The organism is Sphingobium sp. LSP13-1-1.1 (assembly GCF_040676415.1).
GTDB lineage: Bacteria > Pseudomonadota > Alphaproteobacteria > Sphingomonadales > Sphingomonadaceae > Sphingobium.
Map to the genome: position 1 here is coordinate 115,354 of NZ_JBEGHU010000012.1, position 17,126 is coordinate 132,479.

A 17,126-nucleotide genomic window follows, 5' to 3' on the forward strand; every position below is an offset into this window, starting at 1 on the left:
TCGACTTTCAACTCATGCACGCAGGATTCGCCCGATGGTTCCCCGTTATGCCCGCCCGCAAATGACCGCCCTCTGGGAGCCGGAGGCCCGCTTCAAGATCTGGTTCGAGATCGAGGCGCACGCGACAGAAAAGCTAGGCGAACTGGGCGTGGTGCCGCCGTCTGCCGCCAAGGCGCTGTGGGACTGGTGGGCGACAAATCCCGCGATCGACGTGGCCGCCATCGATGCCATCGAGGCCGTGACCAAGCATGATGTCATCGCCTTCCTGACCTGGGTTGCGGAGCAGGTGGGAGAGGAAGCCCGCTTCATGCATCAGGGCATGACCTCCAGCGACGTGCTGGACACCTGCCTTGCCGTGCAACTGAGCCGCGCCGCCGACATCCTGATCGACGATCTCGACAAGCTGCTGGAGGTCATCAAGCGCCGCGCCTATGAGCATAAGCTGACGCCCACCATCGGCCGCAGCCATGGCATCCATGCCGAGCCGGTCACCTTCGGCCTGAAAATGGCCGAGGCCTATGCGGAGTTCAGCCGCTGCAAGGCTCGGCTGATCGCGGCTCGGGCCGAGGTTGCGACCTGCGCCATTTCCGGTGCGGTCGGCACGTTCGCCAATATCGACCCGCGCGTCGAGGAGCATGTGGCCGAAAAGCTGGGCCTTGCCATCGAGCCGGTATCGACGCAGGTCATTCCGCGCGACCGCCACGCGATGTTCTTCGCGACGCTGGGCGTGATCGCCTCCTCCATCGAGCGGCTCGCCACCGAGGTCCGCCACCTTCAGCGCACCGAGGTTCTGGAGGCGGAGGAATATTTCTCGCCCGGCCAGAAGGGCAGCTCCGCCATGCCGCACAAGCGCAATCCTGTGCTGACGGAGAATCTGACCGGCCTTGCCCGCATGGTCCGCAGCTATGCGTTGCCGGCGATGGAGAATGTGGCGCTCTGGCATGAGCGCGACATCAGCCATTCGTCGGTGGAGCGCTATATCGGGCCCGATGCCACCATCACGCTGGACTTCGCGCTGGGCCGCCTGACCGGCGTCATCGACAAGCTGTTGGTCTACCCTGAGCGGATGATGAAGAATTTGGACAAGATGGGCGGCCTCGTCCACTCGCAGCGGGTGTTGCTGGCGTTGACCCAGGCCGGCGTGAGCCGCGAGGACAGCTACCGCTATGTCCAGCGCAACGCGATGAAGGTGTGGGAATCGGACGGCCAGCTATCTTTGATGGAATTGCTGAAGGCCGATGCGGACGTGGCTGCGGCGCTCCCGGCCGAGCAGATCGAGGAGAAATTCAACCTCGACTATCATTTCCGTCAGGTCGACACGATCTTCCGCCGGGTGTTCGGGGAATAGGGATCGCGCGGGCCCGGCACGTCATGCCGGGCCGTCCTTCTCGAAGGATTCAATGCGGAACGGCGTCCGATTGCCGCCGGACCAGTTCATAGTCGAGCAGCAGATGAGAGGGCGTTTCGTCCGACTTGCCCTTGCGCGCCCTGATCCGCTTCACCAGCAATTCGACGGCCGCGCGCGACATGGCGCTGATCGGCTGGCGGATGGTGGTCAATTCCGGCCAGATCGTGGTCGCCAGCGACGTGTCGTCGAAGCCGCAGACGGTCAGGTCGCCCGGCACGTCCAGCCCGCTGCGATGGGCAATGGCCACGGCTGCCGCCGCCATGTCGTCATTGCTGGCGAAGATCGCGGTCGGAGGCTCGGGCAGCGCCAGGATTCGCTCCGCCGCATCCAGCCCGGAGCGGTAGGTGAAATAGCCCTGCTGGACCAGCGTCTCGTCCGGCGTGATGCCCGCTTCGACCAGCGCGTCGCCATAGCCTTCGAAGCGGCGCCGGCTGGCGCTCTGGTTCGGGTGGCCCTTGATGAAACCGATGCGCCGATGCCCAAGCGCGATCAGATGGCGCATCATCGCCAGTGCCGCCGCATGATCGTCGATGCTGACGGCCGACATGTCGGCGGGCGCTTCGCCCGTGGCGACGGCGACCGCCACGATGTCCGCCGCCTTCAGCGCATCCTTCATCGCCTGGTGGTCGCACAGCGGCGGCGGAAGGATGACACCGTTGATCCGGCCGCGCAGCAAATGCTCGACGACCGTGTCGACGGCGGTTTCCTCGTCCCATTTCTCCACCACCAGATCGACGCCGCTGCGGCTGGCCTGATCCAGGCTGCCGACCAGGAATTCGCTCAGATAGGAAGCCGACGGGTTGCTGTAGAGCAGGCTGATGCGGGTGTCTTCCCCGCCGGCCAGGCTGCGCGCGGCGGCGCTTGGCGAATAGTTGAGCGCGGCGATGGCCGCTTCCACCTTTTCCCTGGTGGCGCTCCTTACGATCTGTTCACCGTTGATGACCCGCGACACGGTCATGGGCGACACGCCCGCATGCTTGGCAACATCATTGATGGTAGGGGCGTTGCGCTGCCGCCTAGAGCTTCTCGGTTCCATGCGCGTAATGGTAACGGGAAGCTCGACCGATACTAAGCAAAATCCGCCATCATGCCCGTGCACCGCGTCAGATTATGTTGCTGCGCCGGTTATGGTCGCTCGCGCCCAGCAAGGCCATAGGCGGACGCGCTGGCGATATGGGGCAGGTCAGAGACGGATTTTGCTGTGACAGCATGTGGTCGCGGAGAGCCGCCGATTTTCTGATAGAAATATTGGTCGGGGAGAGAGGATTCGAACCTCCGGCCCCTGCCTCCCGAAGACAGTGCTCTACCAGGCTGAGCTACTCCCCGACCGATGGCGGGTCCGTTTAAAGGCGGTCCCGCCGGGCAGGCCGCAGCCTATAGAGGCGGCTTTTCCGGCTGGCAAGCGGCCGACGCGTTTTTTTTGGGGCATGCTATAAAAGCCCGGCCTGGCGGAAGCTGAACCGGCCTTTCCCGGTGCGGATGACATGGTCAGCCAATGCGATCTCGATCGGTCGCAGGCGCTTCGACAAGGTCCGGGTCAGCCGGATGTCGGTCCAGCAGGGAAGGGGGCTGCCGGGCCGCTGCTGCTCGATCGCCAACCAATGGCTGTCCCACCGCAGCAGCGCATCCACTGTCCTTTGCCAGTCCAGGTCTACGGGCAGCCGATGGAGTGCACGCCATTCGTCATCCAGGACGAGCAGGTTGAGGGAAGCAGGTTCGCGCATGGCGCGCAGAATGGGCCTGCGCCACGCGGCCGGTAGGGGAAGGCTGGTCCCTTTTCGAGTGAAGCGCGGGCAATCTCATCCGTTTCGCAGCATTTGGCGTCGGCCGGTCGCTTCGTTACAGGGGGACAGTATCCGCCAGAATCATGAAAGTGTCCGCATGGCATCCTCCGCACCCCATTATGAACAGCAATATCTGGACCTGATGCGGCAGATCTGGCTGCATGGAGATGAGCGGATCGATCGGACGGGCGTGGGCACGCGATCCATATTGGGCGCGACGATGCGCTTCTCGCTGGCTGACGAGGCCGTGCCGCTGCTGACGACCAAGCGGGTTTATTGGAAGGTCGCGGCGCGGGAAATGCTGTGGTTCCTGACCGGCGACACCAACATACGCGAACTGGTGCGCCAGGGCGTGCATATCTGGACGGACTGGCCGCTGGACAGCTACCGCAGGGCGACGGGGGAGGAGATAGACCGCGACGCGTTCGAGGCGCGCATCATCGAGGACGATGCCTTCGCGGCCCGCTGGGGCGATCTGGGCCCGGTCTATGGCGCGCAATGGGTGAACTGGCCGCGCTATGAAGAGGCCGGGGACGGGCTCTACCGCCGGGCTGCGCAGGGGCATAACCAGATCGCCGACCTGGTCGAGGCGATTCGGACCAGTCCCGGTTCGCGGCGCCTGCTGTTCACGGGCTGGAATGTGGCGGAGGTTTCGCGCATGGCGCTGCCGCCCTGCCACATGACCTATCAGTTCCAGGTTGCCGACGGGCGCCTGAACGGGCTGCTGTTCCAGCGGAGTTGCGATCTCGGGCTGGGCTTTGCCTTCAACATCTTCGGCTTGTCGATGATCACCCGGATGCTCGCGCAGCAATGCGATCTGGAGGCGGGCGAGGTGGTCTGGCAGGGTGGCGACGTGCACCTCTATCTCAACCATGCCGATCTGGTGGAGGAACAGATCGGACGAAATCCGTCGGGCCATCCCCGGCTGCGGATCAACCGGCGGCCTTCAAGCATTTTCGACTATCGGATCGAGGATTTCGAGGTCCTTGATTACGCGCCGCAAAGGCATATCGCCGCGCCCGTCGCTGTTTAGCGCAGAGCGGAAACGCGACGAAATGGGTCAGTAAGGCTTGCCTTTACCGGCGTTGTAATATAATAATTGCAGTCAGCAATAATATTGCAATGCACAAAGGAGGCAGGATGAGCGACCGGATCGATTCGGACGCGGCGAGGGCTGGGGCGGGACGCAATCTGCCGCCGCTGCGGCTGCATGTGCCGGAGCCGAAGTTCAGGCCGGGCGACACCGCCGATTTCAGCGATTTTGATATCCCGCTCGCTGGCGCGCAGGCGCGACCGGATGAAACGACCCAGCCCGGCGAGATGCGCGACCTGGCCTATGGGCTGGTCAGGGTGCTGGATGAAGATGGCGCCGCCGTCGGCCCCTGGGACCCGAAACTGCCGCCTGAGACGCTGCTCAGGATGCTGCGCGCCATGGCGCTGACGCGGGCGTTCGACGCGCGCATGTTCCGGGCGCAGCGGCAGGGCAAGACCAGCTTCTACATGAAGTCGACCGGCGAGGAGGCAGTGTCGATCGGCGCGGCGGCGGCTCTGGCGAGCGATGACATGTGCTTCCCCAGCTATCGCCAGCAGGGGATATTGATCGCGCGGGGCTGGCCGATCATCGACATGATGAACCAGATCTATTCGAACAAGGGCGACCGGCTGAAGGGCCGCCAGCTTCCGATCATGTATTCAGCGCGGGACGCGGCGTTCTTCTCCATCTCCGGCAATCTCACCACGCAATATCCGCAGGCGGTCGGCTGGGCCATGGCCAGCGCGGCGCGGGGCGATACGCGGATCGCGGCAACCTGGTGCGGGGAAGGATCGACGGCGGAGGGCGACTTCCATTCGGCCTGCACCTTCGCCAGCGTCTACCGGGCGCCGGTCATCATGAATGTCGTGAACAACCAGTGGGCGATCAGCAGCTTTTCCGGTTTTGCAGGGGCAGAGGCGACGACCTTCGCGGCGCGGGCCATCGGCTATGGCATTGCGGGCCTCAGGGTCGACGGCAACGACGCGCTGGCGGTCTATGCCGCGACGCGCTGGGCCGCGGACAGGGCGCGGGCCAATGCGGGGCCGACCCTGATCGAACATTTCACCTATCGGGTCGAAGGGCACAGCACGTCGGACGATCCCAGCGCCTATCGCTCCGCTGACGAGGCGAGCCATTGGCCGCTGGGCGATCCCATCGCGCGCCTGAAAAAGCATTGCATCGCGCTTGGCATCTGGGACGAGGATCGGCACGCTGCGATGGACAGGGAACTGGCCGAAATGGTCCGCGACGCTGCGCGGGAGGCGGAGAAGAACGGCATTCTGGGTCATGGTCTCCACCATCCGATGGAATCGATGTTCGAGGATGTGTTCGAGGAGATGCCCTGGCACCTGCGCGAGCAGCAGCAGAAAATGCTCGACGAATGGAAGGCAGCCGGCCTGTGAGCGACATGATGAGCGAAGCTGTGACGGAAGCCCGCGGCGATACCGTGCAGATGAACATGATCCAGGCGATCAACAGCGCGCTGGACGTGATGATGGAGCGCGATCCCGATGTGGTCGTGATGGGCGAGGATGTCGGCTATTTCGGCGGCGTCTTCCGCGCGACGGCGGGGTTGCAGCAGAAATATGGCAAGAACCGGGTTTTTGATACGCCGATCACCGAATGCGGCATCATCGGCGTTGCGGTGGGCATGGGCGCCTATGGCCTGAGGCCGGTGCCGGAAATCCAGTTTGCCGACTATATCTATCCTGCGCTCGACCAGCTTGTGTCCGAAGCGGCTCGGCTGCGCTACCGCTCTGCCGGGGAGTTCATCTCGCCCATGACGGTACGCTCGCCCTTTGGCGGCGGCATTTTCGGGGGGCAGACGCACAGCCAGTCGCCTGAAGGTATCTTCACCCATGTGTCGGGCGTGAAGACTGTGATTCCATCGACCCCCTATGACGCCAAGGGCCTGCTGATCGCGTCCATAGAGGATAATGATCCCACGATTTTCTTCGAACCCAAGCGCATCTATAACGGGCCGTTCGACGGACATTACGACACCCCGGCCAGAAGCTGGGCCGGGCATGCGCAGGCGCAGGTTCCCACGGGCTATTACCGTATTCCGCTGGGCGAGGCGCGGGTGGCCCGCTCGGGCGAGGCGCTGACGGTGCTTTGCTATGGCACGATGGTCCATGTGGTCGAGAACGTCGTTGCGGAAATGGGCGTCGACGCGGAAATCCTCGACCTGCGCACGCTGGTGCCGCTGGATATCGGCGCAATCGAGCGGTCGGTGCGCAAGACCGGGCGCTGCATGATCGTGCATGAGGCGACCCGGACGAGCGGTTTCGGCGCGGAACTCTCCGCGCTGGTGCAGGAGCGGTGCTTCTACCATCTCGAAGCGCCGATCGAGCGCGTGACCGGATTCGACACGCCTTATCCGCACAGTCTGGAATGGGCCTATTTCCCTGGCCCGGTGCGCATTCGCGAGGCCATCAACAAGATTTTGAAGGATTGAGGGGCTGTCATGGCGCTTTATACGTTCAGGTTGCCGGACATCGGCGAAGGCATCGCAGAGGCGGAGATTGTCGGCTGGCATGTGAAGGTCGGCGACCGGATCGAGGAAGACCAGCCGATCGCCGACATGATGACCGACAAGGCGACGGTGGAAATGGAATCGCCGGTTGCCGGTACGGTGGTCCGGCTGGCCGGCGAGCCGGGGCAGCAGATCGCCATCGGATCGATGCTGGTGGAGATCGAGACGGAAGGAGAGGGCGAAGCGCCTGCTCCCCGTGCCGAGGTGGCTCCGGCCCCAGCCGCCATGACGTCCCTTGCGAAACCGGCGGGGAAGGGTAACGGGCAGAGCGAGCCTGCTCCGATCGTCGCAGAAGTAAAGCCTGCCGCACCGGTTCCCTCGGCCACTCCCTCTGCCGCCCCCTCGCAGGAAGAAAGGGCGGCGGCGAAGGCCGATGTGCTGGCTTCCCCCGCCGTTCGCGCGCGCGCCAGGGAACTCGGCGTCGATCTGTCGCAGGTGAAGCCGAGCGGCGATCATATCCGCCATTCCGATCTCGACGCTTTCCTCCTTTACGGATCGGGGCAGGGCTATCGCCCGGCCGGGCGTGGGGCAAGGCGGGCGGATGAGGAGGTGAAGGTCATCGGCCTGCGCCGCCGCATCGCGGAGAACATGGCCGCTTCGAAACGCGCCATCCCGCATTTCTCCTATGTGGAGGAGATCGACGTCACGGCGCTGGAGGCAACCCGCGAGCAGCTGAATGCCCATCGCGGCGACAAGCCGAAGCTTACCCTGCTGCCGCTCCTGATCGTCGCGATCTGCCGCGCGCTGCCCGAATTTCCGATGCTGAATGCCCGCTATGACGATGAATTGGGGGTGGTGACGCGCTACGGCGCCGTGCACATGGGAATCGCGACCCAGACCGACGCCGGGCTGATGGTGCCGGTGATCCGCGATGCGCAGGACCGCAATGTCTGGCAGCTCGCGGCGGAGATCAAGCGGCTGGCCGATACGGTGCGCGCCGGCAAGGCAAAGCCGGAGGAACTGTCCGGCTCGACCCTGACGCTGACCTCGCTGGGGCCGCTAGGCGGAGTGGCCACCACGCCGGTCATCAACCGGCCGGAAGTGGCGATCATCGGTCCAAACCGCATCATCGAGCGGCCGGTCTTCCGCGGCAGGGAAGTGGTCCCCGCCAAGCTCATGAATCTGTCGATCAGTTGCGACCATCGGGTGGTCGACGGCTGGGATGCGGCGAGCTTTGTCCAGGCAGTGCGGAAATTGCTGGAGACGCCGGTCCTGCTGTTTGCGGATTGATATGTCGGGAGGGGCGGTTCCAAGCCGTTTCTCCTCCCGTTCAGAAAAAGGCGACCGCGCCGGATCTGCCGATCCTGTCCCGGTCGCCATATCGCTCAGCGAACGGTAGCGCGATAGCTCAGCCGGCCGCTCTCCCCCGGTGAGATTTCGTCCGGCACGGTCCACCGGACATGGGTGATGTCGGCGGGCACGGCCCGGCGGCTGCCGCCAAGGGGAGTCGGCAGCCAAAGGTCGGCAATGCGGCCCCAATGGGCGCCGCCATCCACAGACACCTGCATGGCCGGATCGCTGAGGTCGAGCTGCGTCCCGCGCGGCACGGCGTTGGTGACGGCCAGGCCGCGCACCGGACGGCTGCCCTCATTGCGCCAGTTGACGACGAAGATAAGCTGGTCGCCCGATCCCGCCCGATCGGCGCTTTCCAGCACCCGGCGGGCGCGACCGTTGATGTCGGTGCTGACCCGTTCCACGAACATCTGCCGGTCCAGCCGGACGTCCTGCCGCGCTGACGCCGCCTCCGGCACTGCCACGCAGGCCAGGGCGATGAGCAAAGCCCCCGATTTCATCACAGTCCCCCATGCTGTTGCGTGGCCGAATGTGGCAGCAGGTGCCGAAGATTTGGTTAAAACCTTGTTTCCCTTGCTATCCGTCCGTTTCGCTGATGTAAATCGCCCGGTCGGGGGAGCGCTGCGCTGAATCAGGCGCAGGTCGCGTGCTCCAGATTTCATTGCCGCCTCTTTTCAAGCCGAAAACCGGTTCCCGCTTTCCCGCACGATGCTCGAAATTGACGGATCGGAACTGCCGGTGCAGAAACGGGGCGGCGGGCAAGGACATTTTCAGGCGTGACACCCCAGGAGCAGCAGGAGATCAACCGGCGGCGGGACCGATTGCTGGCGTCGATAGCGCTGACGACCGGCATCGGGCTGATCCTCGCGCTGCCCTTTGCCCTGCGGGAAGGGGCGGAATTTTTTCTGCCGCTGACGGCCGCATTGGTGATCGCCATTGCGCTGGTGCCGTTCCTGGAGTGGATGGAGCGGCGAGGCGTGCCATCCACGCTGGCGGCGCTGACGGCATTGATCGCCTTCCTGGTGGTGGCGAATACGGCCCTGGTGCTGATCGTGGTGCCGGCGGCCGACTGGTTCCGGTTGCTGCCAGAGCGTCTGCCCCAGATTCAGAACAATCTCGCGCCCCTGATCGATTTCTATTCGCAGCTCCAGCGCTTCGTGGACGAGACGGTGCAGATGCTGGCGACCGGCCCGGTGGCGGCGGCGCAGACGGCCGCGGTGGACGCGCCCCGATCGCTGCTTCAGTTCGCGGCCACCTCCGCCCCGGCGGCCATCATCCAGATGGTGTTCGCGCTGCTCATCATCTATTTCTTCCTTGCGGGGTGGACGCGGCTGCGGCGTCGGACGATCAACAGCCGGGGCAGTTTCGACGGCGCCATGGCGGTCGCGCGGGTGATCCAGAATGTGGTCGACGCGACATCCGCCTATGTCCTCACCATCGCGACGATCAACCTGTGCCTCGGCCTGGCGGTTGCGCTGGCGCTATGGCTGATCGGCATGCCTTCGCCGCTGATGTGGGGCGGTATCGTCGCGCTGCTGAACTTCGTCCCTTATTTCGGGCCGATGCTGGCGGCGGCGCTGCTGGCGCTCGGCGGGCTCATGGTGTTCGACGATGTGTGGAAGGCGCTGCTGCCGGCGGCCTTGCAGGTCGGATTCCATCTGGTGGAGGCCAATGTCATAACGCCGACGATATTGGGCCGGCGGCTGACCATGAATCCCCTGCTGATTCTGGTGTCGCTGACCTTTTGGGGATGGGTGTGGGGAACGCCGGGCGCCTTGCTGGGCGTGCCGTTGCTGATCATCATCCAGACCGTCGTGTCAGCCGCCGGAACCCCGGATATCGCCGGTTTCCTGTTCGAGCGCGGGACGCTGACGGTCGACCCGCGCAAAGAAAATGACGAAAGCCGCGAAACTGATGTTGCAGGCAGTTGACAGGGGGAACGGGGCCGCATAGATGCCCGCCCACACCGAACGCGGGTGTAGCTCAGTTGGTTAGAGCGCCGGCCTGTCACGCCGGAGGTCGCGGGTTCGAGCCCCGTCACTCGCGCCACTCTCTTCAGGAGGGTCGGAAGGTTTTCCAGATCAGCATCGTCTGGTGGCCCGCATGGGTCACGCCAAGATGCCGCCCTGCGCGGGTGTAGCTCAGTTGGTTAGAGCGCCGGCCTGTCACGCCGGAGGTCGCGGGTTCGAGCCCCGTCACTCGCGCCATTCTTCATGATCAAAATGACATGCTGTTGGACGAGGCCTTCGCCTTTCGTTCATCAACAATGGCTGATTTCCGACATTTTTCGTCGAAGTTCACAGTGTATGCGCGCGCGTGCCTGGGCGCGCGTATGCGTTGCGTATCGGACATTTCAAAGAGGCTGGGAGGATAGGCCGGTCGGGGTGAAATAGGACAGGCTGAATTTCGGGCTGTTGGAAAAATAGGAAGTTTTTCGAGGATGTTGTGGCCGATGGGTCACGCATCATTCCCGGCGGCCGTCAGGGATGGTGGGGATGACAGACGGTCTGGAAGCGACCATGTTTTGCCGTTCGAGGCATCGCCATCACTTCCTAATTGCGGACGGACAACCAGCATGTAATTAGCAGTGGTCGTGAATTGGAGTCACCATGGACGAACGAGCGATCCCCGATGCGGCATTGCGTGACTCTGATGCGTGGGAGCCTCTTCGCGTTTGGATTGCTGAGCAAAAGCTACATTGCTCGTTGAAGGTCGGCGTCTACGAAGAAAATGGCCCAATACCCGAAGACACAGCGTGGGGCATCATACTGGCTGATGTTGCCAAGCATCTCGCAGATGCCCTTGCCAAAGAGGGACTTCGAAATCGGGACACTGCGCTTCGCGAGATTTTCAGGAGCTTTGGTTCTGAGCTAGAGGAACCAACAGCGGTTACGACCGGCAAATTTATCGACTGAAGGCTGCGTCTGCTTTTGCTTCGATAAAGTCGAAACCGGACCGTCCGCTTCCCACCCAAAATTGCCTAAAAACCCCGCCAGCGTCCGGTCTCCATCCAGGCTAGCAGGCGCTTGAGCGGCAATATCCATATCCAGACCAGCCCAAGAAAGACGTAAACCGGCACTTGCACCACTATCGGCAGCCGCCCGATCGGGCCCGACAGGCTGCCCACCAGCACGGCCCAGAGCGCGATCAGGCCCAGGATCATGAACATGCCCGCCGGCTTGCGCCAGCTGGGCTTGTAGGCGGGCCGTGGGTCCGGGTTCATGCCTCATATCCTTCGATCAGTTCGACTTCGGTCAGCATCAGGTGGAGCGGCAAGTCCCATGGATCGGCGGGGAGGGCGTCATGCTCCTGCACCGACCAGCCCAGCCCCACCCTCAAGGCATCGGGATAGCGGGCGAACACCCGGTCATAATAGCCGCCGCCCTGACCCAGCCGGTTCATCGCCCGGTCAAATCCCACCAGGGGCGCGATGATGACGTCGGGCGTCGCCGGATCGCCCACGGGTTCGGGATGGCTGGTGCCGAACAGGCCCGGGAAAAGCTGATCCTCCGGGTTCCAGTGCACGAAATCCATGCTGCCCAGCCGATCCAGCACGCGCGGCAGTGCCAGCGTCTTGCCCATGGCCTGCAAGGGCGCGGCCAGCCTCTGCGCGGGCGCCTCATCGTCCAGTCCCATATAGAGCGCCACGGTCCTGGCCTGCGCCAGCCGCTGTGCCAGGGGCGAAGGAACCACCTTGAAGGCCAGCCGGTGCGCCAGCGGATCGAGCGAAGCCACAAAGGCGCGCCGCCTCTGCCGGGCGATGGCACGCAGGGTCGCCTTGTCGGTATCGTCGCTCATCGGGGGCCTTGAACCGGGGGAGGAAGGGTGACGGGACCGCCTCGGCCGTGTGCTGGAAAATCCTCTGACGCCTCAACGTCAGGTGGGAACCATGTAGATCGGGCCAGAGCCCGCCCAGGGACAGCCCCCGTGGATGTGATTATCGCCTCAGGGATGTTCGCTAAAGCTCGATACCGCGCAGTACCCGTCGCTTCCCTATTTAGGCTCGGGACGCGGCGGCGACAAGCCTCTCGCGCAGCTTTTCTATGCGCGTGGTGAGGGATTCGACTGCGCGGACGGCGGGCTCGTCCTCCGGCTCCAGCGCCAGGGTCTGTTGCCGCCCTATCGCTTCGCGCTTCAACTCGTTGAGTTCATCGGCCAGGAACAGCGCGGCGAACAGCAGCGTGCGCACTTCGGTCAGGCCCGGCGTGTTCTGCTGCGCCAGCCGCGCCTTGCGCTCGATCAGATTGGCGAGATGCGCCAGGTGCGCTTCCTCCCCGTCACGGCAGCGCAGGTCATAGACGCGCCCGGCGATGTGCAACGTGGTTTCAGCCACTTGCCTGCTCCTTCACATCCTGTCCCTTCAACTCGGTGATGAGGCCATCCAGCGACCGCAGCGCCGCGCGGGCGGCCGCAGCGTCGATGCCGGAGGCGGGGCCGGGTGCGGCCAAAACAAGGCCCTCCACATCCTGTTCGAGCCGGTCGATCGCGCCTTCCAGGGCCCGGATCGCCTGCATCATTCGGTCACTTGCCATGCCCTACGCATAGACAAAGTTTTCACCGCGCAAAAGCCGTCATTCGGCGGCTTGGCGCAGCCTGGGGGCCACCCGTGGTTGACGCCTTGTCCCGGAGGCGACAAAGGGGGCGCAATTTCGATTCGCTGGCCTTAACAGGGGGCCATAGACAAGCCAGGAAAGACGCCGCTTCCATGACTGTTTCCGACAAGTCCCTCGCCAACGCCATCCGGGCGCTTTCCATGGACGCGGTGCAGGCCGCGAACAGCGGCCATCCGGGCATGCCGATGGGCATGGCCGATGTCGCCACCGTGCTGTTCAAGGATTATCTGAAGTTCGATCCCAAGGCGCCCAAATGGGCCGACCGCGACCGCTTCGTGCTGTCGGCGGGCCATGGATCGATGCTGATCTACTCGCTGCTGCACCTGACCGGCTATGCGCGTCCGACCATCGAGGATATCGCGAATTTCCGCCAATTGGGCAGCCCCTGCGCCGGCCATCCGGAGAATTTCGAGCTGGCTGGGGTGGAAGCGACCACGGGGCCGCTGGGTTCCGGCCTCGCCACCGCGGTCGGCATGGCGATCGCTGAACGGCATCTCAATGCCCAGTTCGGCGACGATCTGGTCGACCACCGCACCTGGGTGCTGGCCGGCGACGGCTGCCTGATGGAGGGCATCAACCATGAGGCCATCGGTCTTGCGGGGCACCTGAACCTCGGCCGGCTGATCGTGCTGTGGGATGACAACAAGATCACCATCGACGGGGCGGTCGATCTGTCGAGCAGCGAGGATGTCCGCGCCCGCTATGCCGCGACCGGCTGGCATGTCGTGTCCTGCGACGGTCATGACGTGGCCGATGTGCGCCGCGCCATCGACGAAGCGCTGGCCGATCCGCGCCCCTCGCTGATCGCCTGCGCCACCAAGATCGGCTATGGCGCTCCCAACAAGGCGGGCACTTCGGGCGTCCACGGCTCTGCCCTGGGTGAAGCCGAAGTGGCGGCCGCCCGTGAGTTCCTCGGCTGGTCGGCCGAACCTTTCGTGATCCCCGAAGACATTGCCGCCGCCTGGAACGCCATCGGCGCCAGGGGCGGCGACGCCCATGCGGTCTGGGCCGATCGCCTTGGCTCCAGCGCGCAGAAGGCCGAGTTCGAGCGCCGCATGGCGGGCGAACTGCCCGCCGGCTTCTCGCTCGACGCCTATATCGACACGCTGATCGCCAATCCGCAGAAGGTCGCGACCCGCAAGGCGAGCGAACTGACGCTGGGGGCGATCAACGACCTTCTGCCTGAAACGCTGGGCGGCTCGGCGGACCTCACCGGCTCCAACAATACCAAGACCAAATCGACCGGGCCGCTGACCAGGGACGATTATGCCGGCCGTTACGTCTATTACGGCATTCGCGAGTTCGGCATGGCCTGCGCGATGAACGGCATGGCGCTGCATGGCGGCGTCATCCCTTATGGCGGCACCTTCCTGGTCTTTTCCGACTATATGCGCGGAGGCATTCGCCTGGCGGCGCTTCAGCAGATCCGCGCCATCCATGTGCTGACCCATGACTCCATCGGCCTGGGTGAGGACGGCCCCACCCACCAGCCGATCGAGCATGTCATGTCGCTGCGCATGATCCCGAACCTCGACGTCTATCGCCCGGCGGACATCGTCGAGACGGCAGAGTGCTGGGAACTGGCGCTGAAGGATGCCGACGGCCCGTCGGTTCTGGCGCTGACCCGCCAGAACCTGCCGCAGCTTCGCACCGAAAAGGCGGGCGAAAATCTCTCCGCCAGGGGCGCCTATCGCCTGAAGGCGGCGACGGCCGAGCGCAAGGTCGTGCTGGTCGCCACAGGGTCGGAGGTCGAGATCGCCGTCGCCACCGCCGCGCTGCTGGAAGAGCAGGGCATCGGTGCCGATATCGTCTCCATGCCGAGCTGGGCGCATTTCGATGCGCAGCCGCAGGCGTATAAGGATGATCTCCTTCCGCACCATGTCCTTCGTGCCTCGATTGAGGCAGGGACCACTTTCGGATGGGAGCGTTATGTCGGCATCGCCGGCCTGCGTTTCGGCATTGATACGTTCGGCGCTTCGGCTCCGGCGGAGGTACTCTACGATCATTTCGGCCTGACCGCCGCCAAGATCGCGCCGCAGATCGTGGCCGCGCTCGACTGAAATTCAAACCAACCGGGAGACAAGTGCAGTGGCAACGAAGGTAGCAATCAACGGTTTCGGCCGCATCGGCCGTCTGGTGGCCCGGGCGATCCTTTCGCGCACCGACCATGATCTGGAACTGGTGAGCATCAACGACCTGGGCGACGCCAAGTCGAACGCCCTGCTGTTCAAGCGCGACTCCGTGCATGGCAACTGGGCCGGCGAGGTGAGCGTCGACGGCGATGCCCTGATCATCAACGGCAAGCGTATCGCCGTGACCGCCGAACGCGACCCGGCCAAGCTGCCCCATGCCGCGCAGGGCGTGGACATCGCGCTGGAATGCACCGGCATTTTCGCGGACAAGGAAAAAGCCAGCGCGCATCTGACCGCGGGCGCCAAGCGCGTCATCATCTCCGCACCCGCCACGGGCGTCGACAAGACCGTGGTCTTCGGTGTCAATCACGATACGCTTAGCGCCGCCGACGTCGTCATCTCGAACGCGAGCTGCACCACCAACTGCCTCGCGCCGCTGGCGAAGGTCCTGCATGATGCCATCGGTATCGAAAAGGGCTTCATGACCACGATCCACAGCTACACCAACGACCAGAACACGCTGGACCAGCTTCACAAGGACATGCGCCGCGCCCGTGCTGCTGCCCTGTCGATGATCCCGACCACCACCGGCGCCGCGCGCGCCGTGGGAGAGGTGATGCCGGAACTGAAGGGCAAGCTGGATGGTTCGTCGGTGCGCGTGCCGACCCCGAACGTCTCGGTCGTGGACCTGAAGTTCATCGCCAGGCGCGCCACCACCGTCCAGGAAGTCAACGAACTGCTGAAGGCCGCTTCGGAAGCCGGCCCGCTGAAGGGCATTCTGGGCTATTCGGACGAGCCGCTGGTATCGATCGACTATAATGGCGATCCGCGCAGCTCCACGGTCGACAGCCTGGAAACGGCGGTAATCGACGGCACGCTGGTCCGCGTGCTCAGCTGGTACGACAATGAATGGGGCTTCTCGAACCGCATGATCGACACCACCGGCGTCGTGGCGAAGTTCCTCTAAAACGACACGAACCCCGCCGGACCGCTCCGGCGGGGTTTTTCAACATCATCCTTATTTCGCAGCAGGGAGCGATCATGGCAAAGCCGTTCAAGACACTCGACGACATGGGAGACATCACGGGCAAGGTGGTGCTGGTGCGCGAGGATCTGAACGTGCCGATGCAGGATGGTTCCGTCTCCGACGACACCCGTCTGCGCGCGGCGATGCCCACTGTGCTGGAACTGGCGGATCGCGGTGCCAAGGTGCTGATCCTCGCGCATTTCGGTCGCCCCAAGGGTCAGAAGAACCCCGAATTTTCGCTTTCCAAGATCACTCGCCCGCTCAGCGCCGTGCTGGGCCGCGAGGTGCAGTTCATCCCTGACTGCCAGGGAGAGGCGGCCGCCGATGGCATCAAGGTGATGCGCAACGGCGACATAGCGATCCTGGAAAACACCCGCTTCCATGCCGGCGAGGAAAAAAATGATCCCGCACTGGCAGAGGCGATGGCGGCGATTGGCGACCTCTATGTCAACGATGCCTTTTCCGCAGCGCACCGCGCGCATGCCTCGACCGAGGGGCTGGCGCACAAGCTGCCTGCCTTCGCCGGCCGTTCGATGGAAAAGGAACTGGACGCGCTGCAGGCCGCGCTGGGCGAGCCGGTGAAGCCGGTCGCCGCGGTCGTCGGTGGCGCGAAGGTTTCGACGAAGCTCGACGTGCTCAACAACCTGGTCGCCAGGGTCGATCATCTCATCATCGGCGGCGGCATGGCCAACACCTTCCTGTTCGCGCGCGGCGTGGATGTCGGCAAGTCGCTGTGCGAGAAGGACCTGGCGCAGACCGCGGACGCGATATTCGACAAGGCGGAAGCGGCGGGTTGCACCATCCATCTGCCCTATGATGTCGTCGTGGCGAAGGAATTCGCCGCCAATCCGCCGTCCTTGCGCACGTGCAACGTGCATGAAGTGGCGGAGGACGAGATGATCCTCGACGTCGGCCCCGCCGCTGTCGAGGCGCTGGGCGACGCGATCAAGAATTGCCGGACGCTCGTGTGGAACGGTCCGCTCGGCGCGTTCGAGATCGCGCCCTTCGACAAGGCGACCGTGGCACTGGCGAAGACGGCCGCCGCGCTCACCAAGGAAGGCGGCCTGACCTCCGTCGCGGGCGGTGGCGACACCGTCGCGGCGCTCAATCATGCCGGCGTGGCTGGCGATTTCAGCTTCGTCTCGACCGCCGGCGGTGCTTTCCTGGAATGGATGGAAGGCAAGGAGTTGCCGGGCGTGAAGGCGCTGATGGCCTGAACCGGATTGCGGGACCGGCCTGTGGAGAGTGGTCGGTCCGGCTCGACCGTGGACGCCGTGCAAGGGCGTCCTTTCCCCTAGAC

Annotated in this window: 17 protein-coding genes and 3 tRNA genes; 12 read left to right on the top strand and 8 right to left on the bottom strand. The window is 64.3% G+C overall.

What is annotated here, in order from left to right:
- The first annotated feature begins 34 nt into the window (after nucleotides 1-34).
- The gene (purB, locus tag MRBLSP13_RS08165; RefSeq protein ID WP_363735231.1) at nucleotides 35-1,348 is read left to right on the top strand and encodes an adenylosuccinate lyase; all 1,314 of its coding nucleotides are present in this window, start codon (nucleotides 35-37) and stop codon (nucleotides 1,346-1,348) included.
- A 49-nt stretch (nucleotides 1,349-1,397) separates the two neighbouring features.
- Here purB and MRBLSP13_RS08170 read toward each other — a convergent pair whose 3' ends face one another.
- From MRBLSP13_RS08170 to MRBLSP13_RS08180, 3 genes are all read right to left on the bottom strand, one after another.
- Complete coding sequence (locus MRBLSP13_RS08170) at nucleotides 1,398-2,444, bottom strand: LacI family DNA-binding transcriptional regulator (protein ID WP_363735229.1); 1,047 nt, start codon at nucleotides 2,442-2,444, stop codon at nucleotides 1,398-1,400.
- Nucleotides 2,445-2,657: 213 nt separating this feature from the next.
- Nucleotides 2,658-2,734 (bottom strand) — tRNA-Pro (locus MRBLSP13_RS08175).
- A gap of 104 nt (nucleotides 2,735-2,838) precedes the next feature.
- Nucleotides 2,839-3,132, bottom strand: a complete 294-nt coding sequence (locus MRBLSP13_RS08180) for a JAB domain-containing protein (protein WP_363735228.1) — start codon at nucleotides 3,130-3,132, stop codon at nucleotides 2,839-2,841.
- A gap of 157 nt (nucleotides 3,133-3,289) precedes the next feature.
- Between MRBLSP13_RS08180 and thyA the strand changes: the two genes are divergently transcribed.
- The 4 genes from thyA to MRBLSP13_RS08200 all read left to right on the top strand — a co-directional run bounded on the left by thyA (nucleotide 3,290) and on the right by MRBLSP13_RS08200 (nucleotide 7,991).
- On the top strand, nucleotides 3,290-4,225 hold the full coding sequence (thyA, locus tag MRBLSP13_RS08185) for a thymidylate synthase (protein WP_363735227.1): 936 nt from the start codon (nucleotides 3,290-3,292) through the stop codon (nucleotides 4,223-4,225).
- Nucleotides 4,226-4,332: 107 nt separating this feature from the next.
- Complete coding sequence (locus MRBLSP13_RS08190; protein ID WP_363735226.1) at nucleotides 4,333-5,628, top strand: 3-methyl-2-oxobutanoate dehydrogenase (2-methylpropanoyl-transferring) subunit alpha; 1,296 nt, start codon at nucleotides 4,333-4,335, stop codon at nucleotides 5,626-5,628.
- Nucleotides 5,629-5,678: 50 nt separating this feature from the next.
- Complete coding sequence (locus tag MRBLSP13_RS08195; protein WP_363735414.1) at nucleotides 5,679-6,683, top strand: alpha-ketoacid dehydrogenase subunit beta; 1,005 nt, start codon at nucleotides 5,679-5,681, stop codon at nucleotides 6,681-6,683.
- Nucleotides 6,684-6,692: 9 nt separating this feature from the next.
- Entirely contained in the window at nucleotides 6,693-7,991 is a 1,299-nt protein-coding gene (locus MRBLSP13_RS08200) for a dihydrolipoamide acetyltransferase family protein (RefSeq protein WP_363735225.1), read from the top strand.
- 95 nt (nucleotides 7,992-8,086) lie between these two features.
- Here MRBLSP13_RS08200 and MRBLSP13_RS08205 read toward each other — a convergent pair whose 3' ends face one another.
- On the bottom strand, nucleotides 8,087-8,554 hold the full coding sequence (locus MRBLSP13_RS08205) for a hypothetical protein (RefSeq protein ID WP_363735224.1): 468 nt from the start codon (nucleotides 8,552-8,554) through the stop codon (nucleotides 8,087-8,089).
- A 276-nt stretch (nucleotides 8,555-8,830) separates the two neighbouring features.
- Here MRBLSP13_RS08205 and MRBLSP13_RS08210 point away from each other — a divergent pair, with 276 nt between their 5' ends.
- The 4 genes from MRBLSP13_RS08210 to MRBLSP13_RS08225 all read left to right on the top strand — a co-directional run bounded on the left by MRBLSP13_RS08210 (nucleotide 8,831) and on the right by MRBLSP13_RS08225 (nucleotide 10,969).
- Nucleotides 8,831-9,985 carry an AI-2E family transporter gene (locus MRBLSP13_RS08210; protein WP_363735223.1) on the top strand — a complete coding sequence of 385 codons (1,155 nt, stop codon included), beginning with the start codon at nucleotides 8,831-8,833 and terminating at the stop codon, nucleotides 9,983-9,985.
- A gap of 41 nt (nucleotides 9,986-10,026) precedes the next feature.
- Nucleotides 10,027-10,103: transfer RNA gene (locus MRBLSP13_RS08215), tRNA-Asp, on the top strand.
- An 81-nt stretch (nucleotides 10,104-10,184) separates the two neighbouring features.
- Nucleotides 10,185-10,261, top strand: a tRNA-Asp gene (locus MRBLSP13_RS08220).
- A 402-nt stretch (nucleotides 10,262-10,663) separates the two neighbouring features.
- Nucleotides 10,664-10,969, top strand: coding sequence for a DUF5076 domain-containing protein (locus tag MRBLSP13_RS08225; RefSeq protein WP_363735222.1), 306 nt, complete (start codon nucleotides 10,664-10,666; stop codon nucleotides 10,967-10,969).
- 65 nt (nucleotides 10,970-11,034) lie between these two features.
- Here MRBLSP13_RS08225 and MRBLSP13_RS08230 read toward each other — a convergent pair whose 3' ends face one another.
- The 4 genes from MRBLSP13_RS08230 to MRBLSP13_RS08245 all read right to left on the bottom strand — a co-directional run bounded on the left by MRBLSP13_RS08230 (nucleotide 11,035) and on the right by MRBLSP13_RS08245 (nucleotide 12,586).
- The gene (locus tag MRBLSP13_RS08230; RefSeq protein ID WP_363753899.1) at nucleotides 11,035-11,277 is read right to left on the bottom strand and encodes a DUF2842 domain-containing protein; all 243 of its coding nucleotides are present in this window, start codon (nucleotides 11,275-11,277) and stop codon (nucleotides 11,035-11,037) included.
- Nucleotides 11,274-11,852, bottom strand: coding sequence for a 5-formyltetrahydrofolate cyclo-ligase (locus MRBLSP13_RS08235; protein ID WP_363753901.1), 579 nt, complete (start codon nucleotides 11,850-11,852; stop codon nucleotides 11,274-11,276). Before MRBLSP13_RS08235 ends, MRBLSP13_RS08230 begins: the two co-directional genes overlap by 4 nt.
- 199 nt (nucleotides 11,853-12,051) lie before the next feature.
- The gene (locus MRBLSP13_RS08240; protein WP_363735218.1) at nucleotides 12,052-12,387 is read right to left on the bottom strand and encodes a cell division protein ZapA; all 336 of its coding nucleotides are present in this window, start codon (nucleotides 12,385-12,387) and stop codon (nucleotides 12,052-12,054) included.
- Nucleotides 12,380-12,586: a hypothetical protein gene (locus MRBLSP13_RS08245; protein ID WP_363735216.1), complete on the bottom strand. Its 207-nt coding sequence runs from the start codon at nucleotides 12,584-12,586 to the stop codon at nucleotides 12,380-12,382. Before MRBLSP13_RS08245 ends, MRBLSP13_RS08240 begins: the two co-directional genes overlap by 8 nt.
- Before the next feature lie 173 nt (nucleotides 12,587-12,759).
- Here MRBLSP13_RS08245 and tkt point away from each other — a divergent pair, with 173 nt between their 5' ends.
- The 3 genes from tkt (at nucleotide 12,760) to MRBLSP13_RS08260 (ending at nucleotide 17,043) form a co-directional block, all read left to right on the top strand.
- On the top strand, nucleotides 12,760-14,727 hold the full coding sequence (tkt, locus tag MRBLSP13_RS08250) for a transketolase (protein WP_363753903.1): 1,968 nt from the start codon (nucleotides 12,760-12,762) through the stop codon (nucleotides 14,725-14,727).
- Nucleotides 14,728-14,755: 28 nt separating this feature from the next.
- Nucleotides 14,756-15,766, top strand: a complete 1,011-nt coding sequence (gap, locus tag MRBLSP13_RS08255; RefSeq protein WP_363753905.1) for a type I glyceraldehyde-3-phosphate dehydrogenase — start codon at nucleotides 14,756-14,758, stop codon at nucleotides 15,764-15,766.
- Between the two features lie 74 nt (nucleotides 15,767-15,840).
- Nucleotides 15,841-17,043, top strand: a complete 1,203-nt coding sequence (locus MRBLSP13_RS08260) for a phosphoglycerate kinase (protein ID WP_363735211.1) — start codon at nucleotides 15,841-15,843, stop codon at nucleotides 17,041-17,043.
- Nucleotides 17,044-17,126 lie beyond the last annotated feature (83 nt).